At 50.9% G+C, this 16516-nt stretch carries 27 protein-coding genes and 1 tRNA gene; 24 read left to right on the top strand and 4 right to left on the bottom strand.

Annotation, left to right across the window (positions count from 1 at the left end):
- Nucleotides 1-18 precede the first annotated feature (18 nt).
- Nucleotides 19-600, top strand: coding sequence for a hypothetical protein (locus tag ACKU35_RS14875; RefSeq protein WP_319760338.1), 582 nt, complete (start codon nt 19-21; stop codon nt 598-600).
- A gap of 12 nt (nt 601-612) precedes the next feature.
- Here ACKU35_RS14875 and ACKU35_RS14870 read toward each other — a convergent pair whose 3' ends face one another.
- Nucleotides 613-843, bottom strand: a complete 231-nt coding sequence (locus ACKU35_RS14870) for a hypothetical protein (RefSeq protein ID WP_319760336.1) — start codon at nt 841-843, stop codon at nt 613-615.
- 35 nt (nt 844-878) lie between these two features.
- A complete protein-coding gene (locus ACKU35_RS14865) occupies nt 879-1403 on the bottom strand; it encodes a hypothetical protein (RefSeq protein WP_319760335.1) in 525 nt (174 codons plus the stop codon).
- A gap of 147 nt (nt 1404-1550) precedes the next feature.
- On the opposite strand from ACKU35_RS14865, the gene ACKU35_RS14860 reads away from it, so the two are divergent.
- The 20 genes from ACKU35_RS14860 (at nt 1551) to ACKU35_RS14765 (ending at nt 10820) form a co-directional block, all read left to right on the top strand.
- Nucleotides 1551-1805 (top strand): hypothetical protein, encoded by a 255-nt coding sequence (locus ACKU35_RS14860; protein WP_319760333.1) that lies wholly within the window; start codon nt 1551-1553, stop codon nt 1803-1805.
- A gap of 83 nt (nt 1806-1888) precedes the next feature.
- Complete coding sequence (locus ACKU35_RS14855; RefSeq protein WP_319760331.1) at nt 1889-2338, top strand: phage regulatory CII family protein; 450 nt, start codon at nt 1889-1891, stop codon at nt 2336-2338.
- A gap of 229 nt (nt 2339-2567) precedes the next feature.
- Entirely contained in the window at nt 2568-2765 is a 198-nt protein-coding gene (locus ACKU35_RS14850; protein ID WP_319760330.1) for a hypothetical protein, read from the top strand.
- A complete protein-coding gene (locus tag ACKU35_RS14845) occupies nt 2744-2947 on the top strand; it encodes a hypothetical protein (protein ID WP_319760328.1) in 204 nt (67 codons plus the stop codon). The genes ACKU35_RS14850 and ACKU35_RS14845 overlap by 22 nt, the downstream gene beginning before the upstream one ends.
- Entirely contained in the window at nt 2937-3437 is a 501-nt protein-coding gene (locus tag ACKU35_RS14840) for a hypothetical protein (RefSeq protein WP_319760326.1), read from the top strand. The genes ACKU35_RS14845 and ACKU35_RS14840 overlap by 11 nt, the downstream gene beginning before the upstream one ends.
- Nucleotides 3438-3444: 7 nt before the next feature.
- Nucleotides 3445-3933, top strand: coding sequence for a hypothetical protein (locus ACKU35_RS14835; protein WP_319760324.1), 489 nt, complete (start codon nt 3445-3447; stop codon nt 3931-3933).
- A complete protein-coding gene (locus ACKU35_RS14830; RefSeq protein ID WP_319760322.1) occupies nt 3923-4207 on the top strand; it encodes a hypothetical protein in 285 nt (94 codons plus the stop codon). The genes ACKU35_RS14835 and ACKU35_RS14830 overlap by 11 nt, the downstream gene beginning before the upstream one ends.
- A gap of 2 nt (nt 4208-4209) precedes the next feature.
- Nucleotides 4210-4467, top strand: coding sequence for a hypothetical protein (locus ACKU35_RS14825; RefSeq protein WP_319760320.1), 258 nt, complete (start codon nt 4210-4212; stop codon nt 4465-4467).
- A 69-nt stretch (nt 4468-4536) separates the two neighbouring features.
- The gene (locus tag ACKU35_RS14820; protein ID WP_319760318.1) at nt 4537-4749 is read left to right on the top strand and encodes a hypothetical protein; all 213 of its coding nucleotides are present in this window, start codon (nt 4537-4539) and stop codon (nt 4747-4749) included.
- Nucleotides 4742-5407, top strand: coding sequence for a hypothetical protein (locus ACKU35_RS14815; RefSeq protein WP_319760317.1), 666 nt, complete (start codon nt 4742-4744; stop codon nt 5405-5407). The genes ACKU35_RS14820 and ACKU35_RS14815 overlap by 8 nt, the downstream gene beginning before the upstream one ends.
- Nucleotides 5395-6507: a DNA cytosine methyltransferase gene (locus ACKU35_RS14810; protein WP_319765413.1), complete on the top strand. Its 1113-nt coding sequence runs from the start codon at nt 5395-5397 to the stop codon at nt 6505-6507. Before ACKU35_RS14815 ends, ACKU35_RS14810 begins: the two co-directional genes overlap by 13 nt.
- Nucleotides 6508-6549: 42 nt before the next feature.
- Nucleotides 6550-7038, top strand: coding sequence for a hypothetical protein (locus ACKU35_RS14805; RefSeq protein ID WP_319760315.1), 489 nt, complete (start codon nt 6550-6552; stop codon nt 7036-7038).
- A complete protein-coding gene (locus tag ACKU35_RS14800) occupies nt 7031-7897 on the top strand; it encodes a hypothetical protein (RefSeq protein ID WP_319760313.1) in 867 nt (288 codons plus the stop codon). Before ACKU35_RS14805 ends, ACKU35_RS14800 begins: the two co-directional genes overlap by 8 nt.
- Nucleotides 7894-8988 carry a phosphoadenosine phosphosulfate reductase family protein gene (locus ACKU35_RS14795; RefSeq protein WP_319760311.1) on the top strand — a complete coding sequence of 365 codons (1095 nt, stop codon included), beginning with the start codon at nt 7894-7896 and terminating at the stop codon, nt 8986-8988. The genes ACKU35_RS14800 and ACKU35_RS14795 overlap by 4 nt, the downstream gene beginning before the upstream one ends.
- 8 nt (nt 8989-8996) lie before the next feature.
- A complete protein-coding gene (locus tag ACKU35_RS14790; RefSeq protein ID WP_319760309.1) occupies nt 8997-9182 on the top strand; it encodes a hypothetical protein in 186 nt (61 codons plus the stop codon).
- Between the two features lie 4 nt (nt 9183-9186).
- Entirely contained in the window at nt 9187-9411 is a 225-nt protein-coding gene (locus ACKU35_RS14785; RefSeq protein WP_319760307.1) for a hypothetical protein, read from the top strand.
- A gap of 2 nt (nt 9412-9413) precedes the next feature.
- On the top strand, nt 9414-9896 hold the full coding sequence (locus ACKU35_RS14780; protein ID WP_319760305.1) for a hypothetical protein: 483 nt from the start codon (nt 9414-9416) through the stop codon (nt 9894-9896).
- Nucleotides 9897-9936: 40 nt separating this feature from the next.
- Complete coding sequence (locus ACKU35_RS14775; protein ID WP_319760303.1) at nt 9937-10092, top strand: hypothetical protein; 156 nt, start codon at nt 9937-9939, stop codon at nt 10090-10092.
- Nucleotides 10093-10104: 12 nt separating this feature from the next.
- Complete coding sequence (locus tag ACKU35_RS14770) at nt 10105-10431, top strand: hypothetical protein (RefSeq protein ID WP_319760302.1); 327 nt, start codon at nt 10105-10107, stop codon at nt 10429-10431.
- Nucleotides 10428-10820 carry a helix-turn-helix domain-containing protein gene (locus tag ACKU35_RS14765; protein WP_319760301.1) on the top strand — a complete coding sequence of 131 codons (393 nt, stop codon included), beginning with the start codon at nt 10428-10430 and terminating at the stop codon, nt 10818-10820. The genes ACKU35_RS14770 and ACKU35_RS14765 overlap by 4 nt, the downstream gene beginning before the upstream one ends.
- Here the strand turns inward: ACKU35_RS14765 and ACKU35_RS14760 are convergent.
- Entirely contained in the window at nt 10817-11956 is a 1140-nt protein-coding gene (locus ACKU35_RS14760) for a tyrosine-type recombinase/integrase (RefSeq protein WP_319760299.1), read from the bottom strand. The two genes, ACKU35_RS14765 and ACKU35_RS14760, sit on opposite strands and share 4 nt — an antisense overlap.
- Nucleotides 11957-12063: 107 nt before the next feature.
- A tRNA-Arg gene (locus ACKU35_RS14755) sits at nt 12064-12140 on the bottom strand.
- Nucleotides 12141-12203: 63 nt separating this feature from the next.
- On the opposite strand from ACKU35_RS14755, the gene ACKU35_RS14750 reads away from it, so the two are divergent.
- From ACKU35_RS14750 to ACKU35_RS14740, 3 genes are all read left to right on the top strand, one after another.
- Nucleotides 12204-13418 carry a folylpolyglutamate synthase/dihydrofolate synthase family protein gene (locus ACKU35_RS14750; protein WP_319760297.1) on the top strand — a complete coding sequence of 405 codons (1215 nt, stop codon included), beginning with the start codon at nt 12204-12206 and terminating at the stop codon, nt 13416-13418.
- A 78-nt stretch (nt 13419-13496) separates the two neighbouring features.
- A complete protein-coding gene (selA, locus tag ACKU35_RS14745) occupies nt 13497-14894 on the top strand; it encodes an L-seryl-tRNA(Sec) selenium transferase (protein ID WP_319760295.1) in 1398 nt (465 codons plus the stop codon).
- A gap of 52 nt (nt 14895-14946) precedes the next feature.
- On the top strand, nt 14947-16329 hold the full coding sequence (locus ACKU35_RS14740) for an aminopeptidase (protein WP_319760293.1): 1383 nt from the start codon (nt 14947-14949) through the stop codon (nt 16327-16329).
- Nucleotides 16330-16516 lie beyond the last annotated feature (187 nt).

The following is a 16516-nucleotide window of genomic DNA, read 5'->3' as shown; positions in this document are numbered from 1 at the left end:
CGCGGCAAGGAGAATTGTATGTCTGAAATAGATTGGGAAAAAGTTAGGCATTTACTAGGCACAAAGTCTGATAAGGATATAGCTGCTGAGATTGGTAGTGCCCCAGCCACAGTTGCCCGGCATCGTGCTAGATTGGGGATTCCGTCATATGGTTCCAAAAAAAGGATTGATTGGGAAAAGTGGATTTCACTGATGGGAGTGCTGCCTGACCCGGAACTGGCAGATAAGATAGGGTGCTCGTTGATCGCGCTAAGGAAAAAACGCCGTGAGCTTGGGATCGAACCCGGTTTTTTTATAAATTGGAGTGACTGGGATTCTCGTCTGGGAAAAGAAACTGATGCTGATCTGGCTGCAGAAATAGGCTGTTTAGTTGCAGCTGTGAGAAATAGACGGGTGAGCAAAGGTATCTCGCCGTGGGTTCGCACGGAAAAGGCTTTTCGCGCTGAAGGTTCCCGGCGGCGGGTGGATTGGAGTAAATGGGATTATTTGCTGGGCACTGATACAGATTACAAAATTTCCAAAATGATAGGATGCAAGCCTCCAGCTGTGGCTTTGCGGCGTAAAAAGCTGGGTATAGCTAAGTATGTGGCAAAAGATTGATAATTTAAAATTTCACTGCAATACAGTTTTCTCCGGCTGAAGATTTTCCACGATGCCATGAATCCTCTCAACCAGTTCCGCGAGAAAATCTTGCCATTCGGGGCCTGCTGTGGCGGCTTCTTCCTCGATTGATTCAGCCAGCGCGCGCAGTCTTATGGCGCATCTTTCCGGCGTTATATTTCCTCTCTGGAAATCTGCGCCGATTTTTTTTATCTGCTGCGCGAAATGTTTATACTCGTTCATGGTATTTTTAGCCCGTCTGTCTGGTTATAAAAAATTTAGCTGGCCCTGTCCTTCCCCTTCCCCTCACTCGGTTCATATTCTGTGTGTTGTTCTGCTGCGAATTTACGTTCTCGCCAGCTGTTACGGTCATCGCCTGTTGTGTAGGTAGTGCCGGGTTTGAGTATAGCCATAATGGCGTCCTGAATTTTTTCCTGTGATGCGCCCGCTTTTTCCAGTGCTTGGGTTGTGATCAAAATGCGCTGACTAATCGGGTCGGAGACCTCCGGCGGAGCAGGGTGTGCCTCTGACGTTTGTTCCGGCTCGGATTGTTCTGGTGATTTCAATGATTCCGTCTGCGATTTTAGCATTCCTCCCTCTCCGAAGAACAGCCAATCCCGGCAGACCTCAGGCGTTTTTTCCAAAATTTGAAAAAGTAGATGCAGACTGATTTTTTGCTGGTTGTTTTTGGAAATTTGTCTGTTGAACGTATTGGCAGGAACCCGCACAGCAGCCGCCAAATGTGATGATTTTCCATCATAAAAGGTTTCTATAACCTGATTAATGCGTTCAAATAATTCCATTTTTAAAGTAATTTCCGCTTTTATGTCTATTTTTGGAAATTAGTATTGACTCTTTTTCCAAAAATGGATTAATTATAAACCTAAGTGAACGAATAAACCTAATTGACCTCATCAATTAGGTTAACCATTTAACCTAATACAAAGATTATGAGTACAAAAAGCGACGCCTCCCGTCAATCAAAGGAATTCCGCTGCTGGTTGATCCGGCACGAAAAATGGAATGCGTGGGTAGCCGATCTGCTGGGTGTTTCCTCCGCGCGAGCCTCCAAGATAATGCACTCCGGACTTTGTTCTCCTGCTCAACGTGAAGCGTTGAAACAGGCCGGTGTTGAACCCCGCTATTTGCCTGTCGCCACCAGCGGACGCCCCGGATTGCAACCTAAGGCAAAAATGGACGTCTAAATCTGGAACGGCTTTTCCAATTCTCGAATAATTACACAAAAATTTTAGCCTGCCAATGTGAGTGACGGAGTGAAAAACACACTATGACTAAATCATTTGAAACCATGAGCCTCCCCGATGCCCTGAGTCTGGCACGCATCCAATCCGGCAAAACTATAGATGAAATTCAAGCGGAAATGAGCTGGAAACCCGGTCACGCGCAGAGGATTTTTTATGACGACAGCTACTGGCCGAGTCTGCCGACCATTCCGAAGCTCTGCGTTGTGCTGGGTAACACCATCCTGTTGGACTGGCTGCAGGCACAGGTTGAGTTCGGCGGTTTGAAGCTGGAGTTTGACGCCCTCGATTGCCTCGGACTGCTCCGGGAGTTGAATTTGCTGGTGCTGGAAATGGGCGAGGTTTCCCAAGAAGCGGAAAAAGCAGTTGAAGACAACGAGGTTGATAAAGCCGAGGCGCGGCGCATCTGTAAAGAGCTGCGGGACGTGCTGAACAAGGGGATTGCGATCCTCAACGGGCTGGAGGCCATAAAATAAATTTCATAAATTTCCCGGCCGGGAGCGCTGGGTCGGCATGGGGTCGGCCTCGGTGTTAGATGCGTCCTAGGGATCTAAGGTCGGTTCGTAGGATTCCCGGTCGGGACTCATTTTACAAATCCTCCTGTAGCAGGCCAGCCGGAATCGGGTTACCCGGCAAAATTCGGCTCTCCCCGGTAATTTTACCACATAACACCCCTCGACCGGGGAGAGTTGAAAGGAGAAAAGCATGATTCCGCTAAGTTACAACCCGCAGGGCATGACCTGCGTAGAAAGTGTGGAAGAGGCTGCCCGCGGCGTTGCCGACAAGCTGCGGGACATGCCTATTGTTGACGGTTTTACCGCTGCGGTCTGCGTGGCTCGGCTGGAAAACGCTCTTGAGCGGGAAGCAGAACGGAGGGAACCATGCACGACAATCCCCACGTAATGGCGGAAGTGGAAGCCATTAAGCGGAGGCTGCGCAGGCTGCGCCCTCATTTGGAACCGATTGGGTCCTGCAAAATAGGCGTGCTGTTGATTGATATGGACGAATTAAACGAACTGGCCCTGCCGGGAGTACCGGAAATTGAGCCGGATACATGCGAGAGAGGAGTTTATCATGAGCGATGAAATTAAACGGATACCGGGTACTGATTTTGCCATGGACCGTGACTGCGCCGTAATTCGGGTCGTGCCGTCCGGTTATTCACCGATTGGGTACTGCCGCCGGCCAGTTATGAAGAGCGCGACGATTTATTACGTGCTGCCGCTGACGAATGTATCCCATAGTGGCAGGAGAAAAACCATGGTTAAACCTGTGACGAGGCTATATCGCGAACTGTTCGGCGAGGAGCTGGTTATCGATAACAAAAAACGTTTCATGCAGCAGCTGCAGGATCAGGCCGAAATCAGCAATTTAAAATTGCGCGAGGAGAGGACCTGCAAGCCCAAACTCCCACCGACTCAAGAGCCGAAATTGGCTCCGACAGATCGATACCGTCACCGGCTGGGTTCTCGCTTTAACGTGCTCAAGAATTTAGATGATTTTGCCGCTGCTGTGGGCAAGCCCGCAATCGGTTCTCAGGAAACTACAATGGCGGATTACTGTCCGCTGGGGTGAGGGGATTATGAGTCATAGAGAAAATTTGCACGAATCAATCATGGCTAAGGTCAAGGCTTATGAAAATTTTTTTATGCGCCGTCTTGCCGACATTAAAGGCTGGACAACCGAAAAACCGAATTCCTCCGGTTTCTATTTTGTGCGGGCTGACTCCGCAGCGGAACCGGCGGTGCATTGCTACTTGGTGAATAAGTGGCATCCGTTCGAGCATAATACTGTGCTCAATGAAATGGTCCCGGCAGGTGATGCCGTTGAATATCTCGGCCCGTTTTCCGCTGAGAATTATATCGATTACGTGAGTGCGTTTTGCAGCAGTATGGAGCCTAAGGAGAAGGAAGTTCAGTGTCTGGGGGTTGATCTCGGTCGTGAGGATACAAATATAACCTGCAATGTCTGCGAAACCCCGATCGAGTTCGGTGAGCAGATTTGTTCAGACGGGCAGGGCGGACATTGGCACAAGGGATGTGATGGGGAGGGTGGTTGCGATGAAAGTTAAGCAATTCAAGATTTTTGAAGGAGTCCTCACAGTCATCCTTGCTGAGTTCAAGCCGAGGATAGAGTTTAGATTTGAATGGTCCCCGGCAATGCTTCCCGAAGGGAGCTGGGGAAGAACCACTACCCACACCAGATTTTGCGATTCCATGGGCGAAGCCGCGCAGGAGTTCGCCGAGTACGGAGAAGATAAAGTCCGCTCGATGTTTGAATATCATCGGCACATTGATGAAGAATTTTCTAAAGGCGATGAATTGGAAGAAGAGGAGGCTGCGTAGTCATGGGCGAAATGATTCTTACTTATACAAAAACAATAAAAGCATCCGTGTTTAATCTGAACAATCAAGAGATTAAGGGACACTTAAAAGCAATGGCCGAACAGGGCTACACCCTGATCGGAGCCGAGGACGAAAAGCGCGGCGGATACGTAGGTAACTGCGAAAACTGCGGTCTGCCGATCTTCGAAAAGGATAAATACAACCTCGATACCGAGGGTGTTTACTGGCATGAGGAGTGCCCGGAGGCCGAGAATGAATAATAATTCTGAATTCTGGCCCAAACGCACCGAACGCCCTTGCACCTGTGCTCATGCGGCGGAGTGCCAACAATGATTCTAGTCGGGACTGCTGGCGGTGAAGATAAGCGTCAGGTCATTTGTACTGTATGCGGAACATGCGGTCCGAGAAGCAGCAAAAAATCCGCAGCTATCAACGAATGGAATATGCAGGTTGAAGCTCTGACCACGAACCGGACCGTATATGAAATCATCCGTAATCGTGTGGAGATTGCGAAGGCTAAGCAGGAGGCCGAGAATGTCTAAAATCCGCCCCATCCTCATGAACACGGAAATGGCCCGCGCCACTCTGGACAACCGGAAGACGCAGACCAGGAGACTAATTCCGTGGAAATACGTTTCTCTCGCCGATACTGATCGCAACGATCCTAGCTATTTTTGTGTTGAGGACGACGCTGGCAACTGGTGGAGTGGCGTAGAAATAGCACCGTATCAGGTTGGTGATATTCTTTATGTCCGGGAAACATGGCGCGAATGGCATTCGTCAGATTCTGAATGCGGTTGCGGTGGCGACTACTGCACTTGCAGCGTAAAGCCGTCCACCCCTGCCTGTTATAAAGCTGATGGACATGTCATTGAAGACGAAGACCGCGAAATGTACGGGATTAAATGGACCCCATCTATCCACATGCCCAAATGGGCCTGCCGCCTGTTCCTGCGCGTGACTGATGTTCGCATGGAGCGATTGCAGCAGATCAGTGCAAACGATGCCCGCGCGGAAGGCTGCCCTGATATTCCCGTGCCGGGGGCAAATCAAGCCGATGTTGATTTTATGGCTATTGAGTGGTTCGCCGATATCTGGGACACCACCACAACCAAGTCCGGCACCCGCTGGGAAGACAACCCGTGGGTGTGGGTTTACGGATATGAAATTTGTGCGAAGCCGGAAGGATGGGGGGAATAGTGAATGGCTTGGCTCTATGTGCCGGGGGCGGTGGTCTCGAGGCGGGCTTATCGCTCGTCTTGCCAGATCAGTACCGAACCGTTTGTATTGTCGAACGGCAAGCCTATGCCGCGGCCTCTCTCGTGGATCGGATGGAAAAGGCGGGATTACATGAAGCTCCTGTCTGGGACGATGCTACGACCTTCAACGGCAAACCATGGCGTGGAATCGTGGATATCATCACTGGCGGCTACCCGTGCCAGCCTTTTAGTAACGCCGGGGAGTGTCTTGCAGAGAACGACCCACGTTATATCTGGCCTGCAATCCGCAGGATTGTGCGGGAAGTTAATCCGCGCTGGCTGTTCTTCGAAAACGTTGCAGCTCACCTTACCCGTGGCTTTGCCCGAATCAGAAGGGAGCTTCAAGAAGATGGTTACCGGATTGAGACAGGAATCTTCTCAGCGGAAGAAGTCGGCGCGCCGCATGTCCGAGACAGATTGTTTATCCTCGCAGAGTTGGCCGACACCCCAAGCAAGAGACTTTCGCAGTGGAGACCCGAAAGGCAGTGCGCGGGACCAACGGAAGGACAAACAAGGAAGGTCGAAAGACTTGAACGATGTTGTTGTCCAGGGCCCGGAGAAGTGGACAACCCCGAAAGCCTCCCAGCACAGAGATTGCCCTTGCGAAAGGAAAAGAACTTCGCCGGGACTTCCCACTCAAGTCAAATGGGCAACCCCCGCAGCGACAGATTCGACCCGAGGCGGAACGATCACGGAAAACATGTCCGGACAGAGTCTTCCGCAGATGATGAACAGCGTTCAAAAGAATTGGCCCACACCGACCTCCAGCGAACACAAATACCGTTTGCAGGGAGACAGCCAGCAGAGCAAGAGCTTGGGCGGAATTATTCGCCAACAATCGCTGACCTCTGGCCCGCAGGCCCTGGAGAACACCAGCACGGATGGGAAGAACCAAGGACAACTAAATCCGGCGTGGGTGGAGCAGCTTATGGGGTGGGCCAGCGGTCAGAGCAGCTTTGCCTGCTCGGAAACGGAGTGGTTCCTGTGGCTGCAGCGCTGGCGTTCGTGGCTCTTTGGAAAAGGATGCGAGACAATGACTGATTATGCTGAATTTTGCGGCTCGATCGAGGAGGCGGTTTAGATATGAGTGAATACACCCACGAAGCCCTCACTATCCGCGCTGAACGCTGGTTGCTGGGTACGGTTAAATGCAATTTTGCTTTCCGTGAACTCGGTTCAGTCGGTTCAGAAATACCGGACGCCATAGGCTGGCGCGAAGGCTTTATTTCCACGCTCGTGGAATGCAAAACATCTCGGGCAGATTTCCGCGCTGACCGTAAAAAATGGCACCGCCGAATTCCAGAGAACGGCATGGGCATGTTTCGCTACATGCTTTGCCCTAAAGACATGATCCAGCCGGAAGAGCTTCCCGAAGGTTGGGGGCTGCTGTACTGCCTGCCCAAGACTATCCGCAGGATCAAGAAGGCCGAAAACCAGCCCCGGAACCATAGGGCAGAAATGACCTTGCTTACTTCCGCACTTCGCCGGGTTCATCTGCGCGGGGATTTGGAAAAGATTTATGAATATCCTCCAGCTCATAAGCCGCTTTTGGCTGGGGGTTGTGATGGGTAGCGTAGCCACATGGCCCAAAGGCCCCACCTACTGGACAGAAAACGGCATCCCGCACGTATCCATTCCATTTACGTGGAATCTGCCCGAAGTCCGTGAATGGCTGACCGGGAACCTGTTTCATGAGGTCCGTGTCGGTGGTCCCGCTGCATACCTCAAGCCGGAATTTTTCGCAGACATGCCAAACGTGACCATTGAATACAGCCATCCCGGAGTGCTCCAGCTGGTTAACCCTATGGCTACCCGCACAACAACCGGCTGCGTGAACAAATGTAAATTCTGCGCAATCGGTGAAGGACTGGTGGAACCCGGCGGACTTGTCGAGCTGGACGATTGGCCCGACCTCCCTGTGCTCTGTGACAACAATATTTTAGCCGCCAGCCCGGAACATTTTGACCGGGTCATGGAACGCCTTGAACGGTGGGACAAGCGCAAGATTCAGACTGATTTTAATCAGGGTGTAGATGCTCGAATTTTGAACGATCACCACGCAGAGAGAATAGGCCGCTTGAAAAGGATGATGGTCCGTTTGGCTTTCGACCATTTCGGCATGGCTGACAAATGGGAACGTGCTTTCAAGCTGTTGGTTGCCAATGCCACACCCAAGAGCCGGATTCGCTCATACTGCCTGATCGGTTTTAATAGTGGGCCGCGTGAATGTTGGGAGCGGTGCCTGTGGGTCGAAAGCCACGGAGTCAAGGCCCTGCCCATGTGGTTTCACCCGTTAGGCGCAATTGTCAAAAACGCCGTTACGCAGGAACAGACCAGACTAGGTTGGAACGATATAAGAAGACGCCATATTATGGGCTATTTTTATAAACATCGTGGGGAGATTCCTGCGTATGTGAGGGCAGCAGCATGAACACAGTCCTAGACGCAAAAGGCAACATCCCAGCACCCCTGACCGACCATGAAAAGAAATGGCGGGACAAGCTCAATTCCGGCACAGCGCAGAAACGATATGAAGCGTTGAAAGAGCGGCAAGCCCTGCCTCTTGATAAGAAGATCGAGCTTTCCATGGAACGTATTGAGGAATTTGGAAAGGCTTTTGATTGGCACGTTGCCAGTTCCTATTCCGGCGGCTTTGATTCAACGGTGATGATCGACATTATCAAAAAAGTTCGTCCCGGAATCCCGAACGTTTATTGTAACACCGGGCTGGAATATCCGGAAATCAACCAGCAGGTGGCGCGGACTGAAAACGTAACCGTCATGCGCCCGAAAATGCCGTTTCATCGGGTGGTCAAGGAAGTGGGGTGGCCGGTCGCTTCCAAGAAAACAGCACTTGGCTTGAACGTGCTGCGTAACCCGACCGGAAACAACCAGAATATTTACCGACTCTATGACATCGGTATCAACCGTTTCGGTGAGAAGGTTGAAGGCTACAAGGTGGCGCAGCAATGGCGGTTCCTGCTTGATGCGCCGTTTAAGATTTCATCCAAGTGCTGCGACATCATGAAAAAGGAACCCATGCACCGCTATGAGAAGAAAACCGGGCGGGTTCAGTTTGTCGGCATTCTCGCTGATGAATCCAAGGGCCGCGAGAAAACCTATGTGGAAACCGGATGTAATGCATTTGATGCCAAGACCCCGCGCAGCTGGCCTCTTGCATTCTGGACCCGGCAGGACATCCTTGAATACATCCGCCGCGAGGATCTGCCCTATGCCTCGGTGTATGGGCACATCGTAGAAACTCCGCACGGTCTGGATACAACCGGAGTTCAAGGTACGGGCTGCGTGTTCTGTTTGTTCGGCATGCAGCTGGAAACAGGCCAGAACCGCATTCAACAACTGGCCCGGACTCATCCGCGCTTGTGGAGTTACTGCATGGACAAGCTGGGCATGCGTGAAGTGCTCCGGTACATCCGCGATAACGCCAAGCCGGGATTGGCAAATAAATTTAAATGTGACCCGGAAGCTGTGAGCAAGGTGCTTACGCTGCCGGGGATGTGAGGTGGAATATGGAAGACAGCAACCAATTCATAGACCCGGACTTGATCAAAACCTTCATTCTTGAAGACCTCGTAGGGCGCAGGGTCGATATTCTGGGGTTCGAGAATGAAGAAGGCAAAGTCATAGTGGCAAAGGACATTAAAACCAAAGAAGGCTTTTTGCTGGTTTGTGAGCCGAAAGAGATGGAGGGGTAAAAAAATGAAACTCGAAGAACTCAAAAAACTCGAAAAAGGAACCATGCTCCGCCACAAGTCCACGGGCTGCGTCCTGCCTTTTGACGGTGTGGTCGCAAAACAGGTTGTTTTGAAACTCCCATTTCTTTGCAGTGCGCTTCATACCGTCGAAAAGACGTCTCTTGTTGCATGGGCTGTGAAAGAGTGCGAACTGGCGGCGGCAATTCCGGTTAGCGGCGGGAGGGAATGAGGATGGATAGAGATACAGTTATCAAAAAACTCTTAGACAACCGAGACTGGAAATCTATGTGCGGCCTTATGAAAAGCCCCACGCCCGGCAATTATTACGTAACCGGAATGCAGCAGGGGAACCTGCATGGCGAGAAGGGGTGGATTTTTTACGCTGGGTACGTTGTGCAGCTCCGCATCAAGGCTGGCGATTATGGAACTGATCTTGTTCTGCTGCGCCTCCCTAATGGCAAGCTGTGCAGTTACACCAATTGCGATTTTTATGAAGTCAAAGGCGAACAGCTTGAACTCTTAAAGTCTATTTTTGATGAAGGCATAACGTATGAAGAATACGAGGATCACACCAAGCCTTACACCGTTGGCGGTAAGTTCCCCGAAGTGGGGGCGGTTGTTGAGCCGAGTGAGCGGCAGTCAATGGGGGAAGCCCCTGCGGTTCAGATTACTACTTCTCACGGTGACGGCTCTAAGACTGTGACTGTGGTTTAAGTTGCCTTGCCAATGTAAGAAACAGGAGGAATATAACACTATGGGCGAAAATAACGAAACCTACACAGTAGATATAAAAGTCAGCGGCATCCCCGCTGACCGGGTAGAGGAAATCCTCAACGAGGTTGAATTCAGCATTAAAACTGCTGCTGATGTTGAACTGGACGTTTTAGTCGGCGTTGCTGAGCCGGAATAAAGGGAGCTGGTTATGAAAAATTTAATCCTCGCAGCCGTGGCCACAACCACACTCACCCTCGCCGCCCCCCTTATGGCCGGTGCGGGTGAATGTGATCTGATCGGCAATAACGACCTGCGCCATATGTGCAAGGGGGAAACAATCCTCATTGATAAACGCGACCTGCGGCTGGTCAGCTCAGGCGATTGCGATCTGGTGAAGGATAATGACTGGCGCAATGTCTGCTACGGCCGCGCCGATCTGGTGCGCGATCCTGACCGGCGGCATCTGGCCGAGGGGGATTGCATTCTGATTAAGGTTCGAGATTTGAGGATGCTTTGCCGGGGGTGGAAGAGATGAGCAAGATAGAGATTGTATCTGCTGAGAACGGTGTGGTTGTTACCGGAAGCGGTACCCATGTTTTCGAAATGACTCCGGGTAAACGGGCTGATGCTGTGCGCCGGATGCTGACCCAGATTGCGAGTGATCTGGGTTCCGGGCTTTCGGTTTCGGTGTCGGTCACTGATCCCAGCGGGGAAGAGCTTCCGGCACTGGATAAAAGAGTGCTCTGGCTGACCCCGAGGGAAGTTTTCGAGGAATACGGGGTCAAGGAAAAGACCTTGCAGGACTGGCGCGGAAAAGGTGCGGGGCCGAGTTATTCGAGGATCGGCGGCGGCATCCGTTACCGCCGTGAGGATCTTGATTCTTATTTCACTGAGAACCGGGTCAAGACCATCGAGCAGGGCTAGAGCATCATTTCGTCAATTATGGATAGTTTCTTTCTGTTTTCATCTGGAATCAAGTGCGCATAGCGCAGCGTCATTTGGAGATTTTTATGTCGCATCAAGACCATCAACTCGTGCAGCGTGACCTTGCCGGACTGGGCCAACCAGCTGGCAAAGGTATGCCGCCACGTGTGAAAGGTGACCTTAAGCTTGGAATCGGTCACAACATCGTTAAAGCCGAGGTCTGTGACCGTGCGGTCGAATACCCCGGTAACGCCGTTGACGATTGGGCCGCCGTCACGGGCTTGGAAAATATGCTCGTTTGGCTGGCGCTTGTAGGAACTCAGCAGTTCCAGCACGTCCCTGGGGGCGTTGACCCTGTGAATCTCTTTTGTCTTGGAGACAAAGCGCAGGTGTCCGGTCCATTCAATGGAGTTCCCGAGCAGCTGGAAAAGCTCGGTGCTGCGCAGTCCGGTCTTGAGGCTTACGAAACTGAGGTCGTAGGCCAGCCGGGATTGTTTCAGCTTGAGTGCATCCAGCAGCTTCTTTGCTTCTTCGGGAGTGAAGAAGCGCAGCGCGCCGTTATCCGGGGTCGGGAGGCTGAACTGGCTGTTGTTGGTCGAGAAGGGATTCGGGCCGGGGAAACGCTTTTCGGTAATTGCGAGGTTGACGCAGCTGCGCGCAAATGCAAAACATTTGCGGACCGATTCAGCGGAGAGAGTCTGCTGGAGCTTGTTGCGGGTGCGCAGCAGCATGTCGGTTGTGATGGAGTTGAGCGGCAGCACGCCGAAGTAGCGGCGCAGATGTTTGTCGTACCGCTGGCGTTCCTTCTTGGTGGACTTTCCGTCCAGCTCGCGGCGTCCGTACCACAGCTCGGCGGCAGCATTGAGCGTGAATTCGGAGTTGCCGTTATCGGCAGGGTTCTTGAGTGCGGCGATGATCTCGGTGCGCTTGGCGTTGGCATATTGCGCTGTGACGCCCTCAGAGGCCCATCCTATCGTTTTCCAGCGGCCTTTGCCTCCCTCGCTATACCAGACAAGGAAAGAGCGGTCCGGCTTGCCCCTGTGGCGCTTGGTGTCGGATTCCCGGTAATATACCCCGCTGAACTTGGTCTTGATGCGGGGTTGTTTCTTTTTTGTGTTTGTGGAGTTGTTCGGCATGATTCAAAGGTATTCGGGTTTGCACTTTTTTACAACCAACTTACCTTTTACTTACCTACAAAAGAAAAGGGTTTACCTTTCGTAGAAGATAAACCCTTGAAATATCGTGGTGGGGCAGGAAGGATTCGAACCCTCGGCCAACGGCTTAGAAGGCCGTTGCTCTATCCAACTGAGCTACTGCCCCACGTGGGAGATGGTTATTTATACAAACCGCGCCCAGCGGTCAAGTAAAAAATAGGAAAAAGTTTTGAAATTTAAAAATTTTGTGGAATTCAGTACCTATCTGGATAATCTGGGACTCTTTCATATGGATATGAGTCTAGGCAGAATGGAAATGTTTGTGAAGAGTTGGGGCGGTAAGCCAGATTTTCCGATTATCCATGTTGTCGGGACAAACGGTAAAGGCTCAACTTCATCATATCTTACTGCTATCGGCTGTGAGTATGGGCTAAAAGTGGGTACCTTTTCCTCTCCTCATTTCGTCACTCCACGGGAGCGGATCACGATTAATGGATCTTTACTTTCCGAAGAAGAATGGTGCGAGGTCGCTAATCAGGTTATGGAGATTGCCCCTGATGCCGGGCTGACTTATTTTGAATTGCTTACCTGTATGGCTCTGGTTGCCTTTAAGAACAACGGGGTTGATCTTGCTGTGATGGAAGCCGGACTCGGGGGCAGATTCGATGCTACCAATACCGTCGATCCCGATCTGACTGTATTTACCCCGATCGGGTTGGATCATGAAAAGATTCTTGGGGCTACGATCGGTCTTATCACTGCGGACAAGGCTGATGCCATGCGCGAAAACGGAATAGCCGTCACAGCCGCACAGGTGCCGGAAGCGGATAAGGTTCTCAAAGCGCGCGCCGGGGAACTTGGATGCAGGATTTATGATCTAGCTGAACTGGGCGTTGTTGCCGGTCTTGCCCCTTCCCTTGCAGGCGAGCATCAAAAACAGAATGCCGGGCTTGCTGCATGCGCGTGGAAACTATTCTGCGGAGAACGCGGTCTTGAATTCGATGAAGACAAGGTGCGCGGCGGGGTGGTAAATGCCTTTATCGCCGGGCGGTTGCAGATTGTTGACTCGGAGAAGACTTATATTCTCGACGGGGCCCATAACACTCAGGCTTTTGAAGCTCTGGAGGCCGAGCTTGATCGTTCTGCCGAAAAACCGGATGCCGTTATTTTTTCCTGCATGAAGGACAAAAATATAGATGTGGTGAAAAAGACCTTGTTTCGTTTGACAGACGGGCCGGTGATTGCTTGCGGGATAAAGAATAATGACCGGGCGTATCCTGCTGATGAGCTTGCGGAAGTCCTTGGAGAGCGAGCAAAAGCTGCCGGAGATATTGACGAAGCTCTCTTGATGCTTACTTCCGGTGATAAAACAGTTCTAATCTGCGGGTCCTTGTATTTGCTGGCTGCATTTTATACAAGGTATCCAGAATTTTTAGAAAAGTAGATTTTGAAATAACTGCAAATACGGCTGTTTGGCGAATTTAAGGCTTAAGATTCCCGCAATGGCTTTTGGAGGCAATCGTTGTCCAACTTATTTAAATATTTGCCGTCTGTTGATTCAGTCCTGACCCGGCTTGAAGATGAAGGGGTTATCGACGGTTTGCCGCGGACCCTTTCCCGTGATTTGGTTAACGGCTTTCTTGATGTCTGCCGTGAGGAAATCAAAGGCGGAATCATCACCGAAGAAAAACAGCTTTCCCCTGAAAATCTTTTCCCTCGTCTTACCTGTCATGTGCGGGCCGGGGCGAAGCCTCATTTTCGGCGGGTGCTGAACGGAACCGGGGTAGTGGTGCATACCAATCTCGGACGTTCCCTGCTGGCTGATTCGGCGGTGAAAGCGGTGACTGAAGCCTGTGCCTGTTATTCAAATCTTGAATTTGATCTCGGTACCGGGGAGCGGGGCAGCAGATACAGTCATGTGGAAAAGCTGATTTGCGAAATTACCGGTGCGCAGGCTGCTCTAGTGGTCAATAATAATGCTTCGGCGGTGCTGATTACCCTTGAGACTCTTTCAAAAGGGCGGGAATCTATTGTTTCCCGTGGACAGCTGGTTGAGATCGGCGGATCATTTCGTATCCCGGACGTAATGACCAAGAGCGGGGCTTTCCTGCGTGAAGTTGGTGCGACGAACCGGACTCATCTACATGATTACGAAAATGCTATAAATGAAGAAACCGCGCTGTTAATGAAGGTGCATACTTCCAATTTCCGGGTAATCGGATTTACAAAGGAAGTTTCCGGCGGTGAACTGGCTGAGCTTGGTCGCAAGCACGGCCTTCCTGTCTATGAAGACCTCGGCAGCGGGAATCTGACTAATTTTTCCGGGCTTGGCCTGATGCGCGAACCTACCGTTCAGGAAGTTGTCAGCGAAGGGGTTGATGTAGTCTCCTTTTCCGGTGACAAAGTTCTCGGCGGACCGCAGGCGGGGATCATTGTCGGTAAGAAAAAGATTATTGATATGATTAAAAAGAATCCTCTTAACCGGGCAGTTCGTATTGATAAAATGACCCTTGCTGCACTTGAGGCTACCTTGCGGCTTTATCTGGACCCAGAGACCGCCAGACGTGAAGTGCCTACTGTACGCATGATTACCGAAAAACCCGAAAACCTGAAAAAACAGGCTCAAGCCCTCGCCCGTACTTTGCGCCGGGAGCTTGGCGAATCAGCGAATATCGGTGTGCGAGAAGGCGTTTCCCGTGTTGGTGGCGGGGCATTCCCGGAGCAGGATTTAAAAACTTATCTGGTTACTACAGAGCCTAAAGCTAATGTGACGGTTGAAGAGCTGAAAGAGAGACTCTTAAAAACTGAACCGCCGTTGGTCGGACGTATAGAAGAAGAGGCATTCTGCCTTGATCCAAGAACTCTTACCCGTGAAGAGCATAAGCTTTGTGCTGAAGCATTGTCACAAGTTTTGATTTAAATAGTTTTTTTAAAATTATCTGGTCCCCGAAGGGACACCGGAGGAAATGAATATGAATAAATCAATTGAGCATGATCCGAAGAGCTGCTGGGAGATTTTTAAAGACGATGAACATCGGCAGGCGATGGATGACCTTGCCGTTCGTTATATTGATTTTCTGACCCGCTGCAAAACCGAACGTGAGACTATCAAATACGTTGAGGAAAAACTGCGTGAAGCTGGTTTCGAAGATTACCTTGGTGCGGATCAGTGCTTCCGCTCCTTCCGCGACAAGACTATTTTTATCGCCCGTAAAGGTAAAAATCCCCTTTCACAGGGATTTCGTCTCGTAGGGGCGCATGCAGATACTCCCCGTCTCGATTTTAAACAGCATCCGTTATATGAAGATCTTGGTATGTCTATGGCCAAGACTCATTATTACGGCGGTATCCGCAAATATCAGTGGCTGGCGCGTCCTTTGTCCCTGCATGGCGTAGTGGTTAAAGCAGACGGCACTAAGATTGATGTCGTAATCGGTGAGGATGCGGATGATCCGGTATTTTCCATTCTCGATCTTTTGCCGCACCTCGCTTACAAACAGGTGACTAAAAACGTTACCGATGCATTTGAAGCCGAGAAGCTGAATATACTGATGGGCCATTCATTGTCTTTCACCAAAGACGATGCAGATGATGACGACAGTGCTCCTTCCGAGAAACGTAAGGTCTTGGAATTGCTTAATGAGAAATATGGAATTGTCGAAGAAGATCTGTTCAGCGCGGAAATGCATATAGTTCCCGCCGGCCCGGCCCGCTATGTCGGACTGGATAAGTCTGTTATCGGCGGTTACGGACAGGATGACCGTTCCTGCGTATTTCTTGCTCTGGAAGCTTTCCTGAATGCTCCTGAACCGGACAACGCCCAGATTGTGCTCTTTTACGATAAAGAGGAAATCGGTTCCGAAGGTTCCACCGGTGCCAAGTCACTCTTTTTTGAATACTGCCTCGAAGATCTCATTGAAGCCTGGGAACCCAATGCCAAGATGTCCCGGGTGATGATGGCCGGTAAGGCTCTTTCCACAGACGTCCACGCTGCAATCGATCCCGATTATCAGGATGTGCACGAAAAACTTAATTCCGCTTATCTCGGTTATGGTCCGTGCTTCTGCAAATTTACCGGACATCGCGGTAAGGTCGGAGCCAATGACGCTCATCCCGAATATGTAGCATGGCTGCGCAATATTCTGAGTGAGGCCGGGGCTCCGTGGCAGATGGCCGAGCTGGGTAAGGTTGATCTCGGTGGGGGCGGTACTGTCGCTAAATTCCTTGCCCTATACGGCATGGATGTAATTGACTTCGGACCTCCGGTACTTTCCATGCATAGTCCGTTTGAGCTGACCAGTAAGGCCGATTTGTACGCTACTGAATTGGCTTTCAGGACTTTTTTGAAGAATTAATTTGATGATGCCTCCGGCGGCTTAAATCCTTTTTGAAAAAAGGGCTTAAGAATCCCAAAAACTTTTAATTAGTCTTTGCCGAAGTAATATCCGAAGACGGACTTTTCGCGCTATATGCGAAGCAAACCAAAGGTTTTTGAAGGGATGGGGTCCGGGGAAGGGAAACTTTTACATAAGTTTTCCTTCC

Origin of the sequence: Maridesulfovibrio sp. (assembly GCF_963676065.1) — a bacterium.
Classification (GTDB): Bacteria; Desulfobacterota; Desulfovibrionia; order Desulfovibrionales; family Desulfovibrionaceae; genus Maridesulfovibrio.
This window is presented reverse-complemented; position numbering and strand designations above follow the sequence as displayed.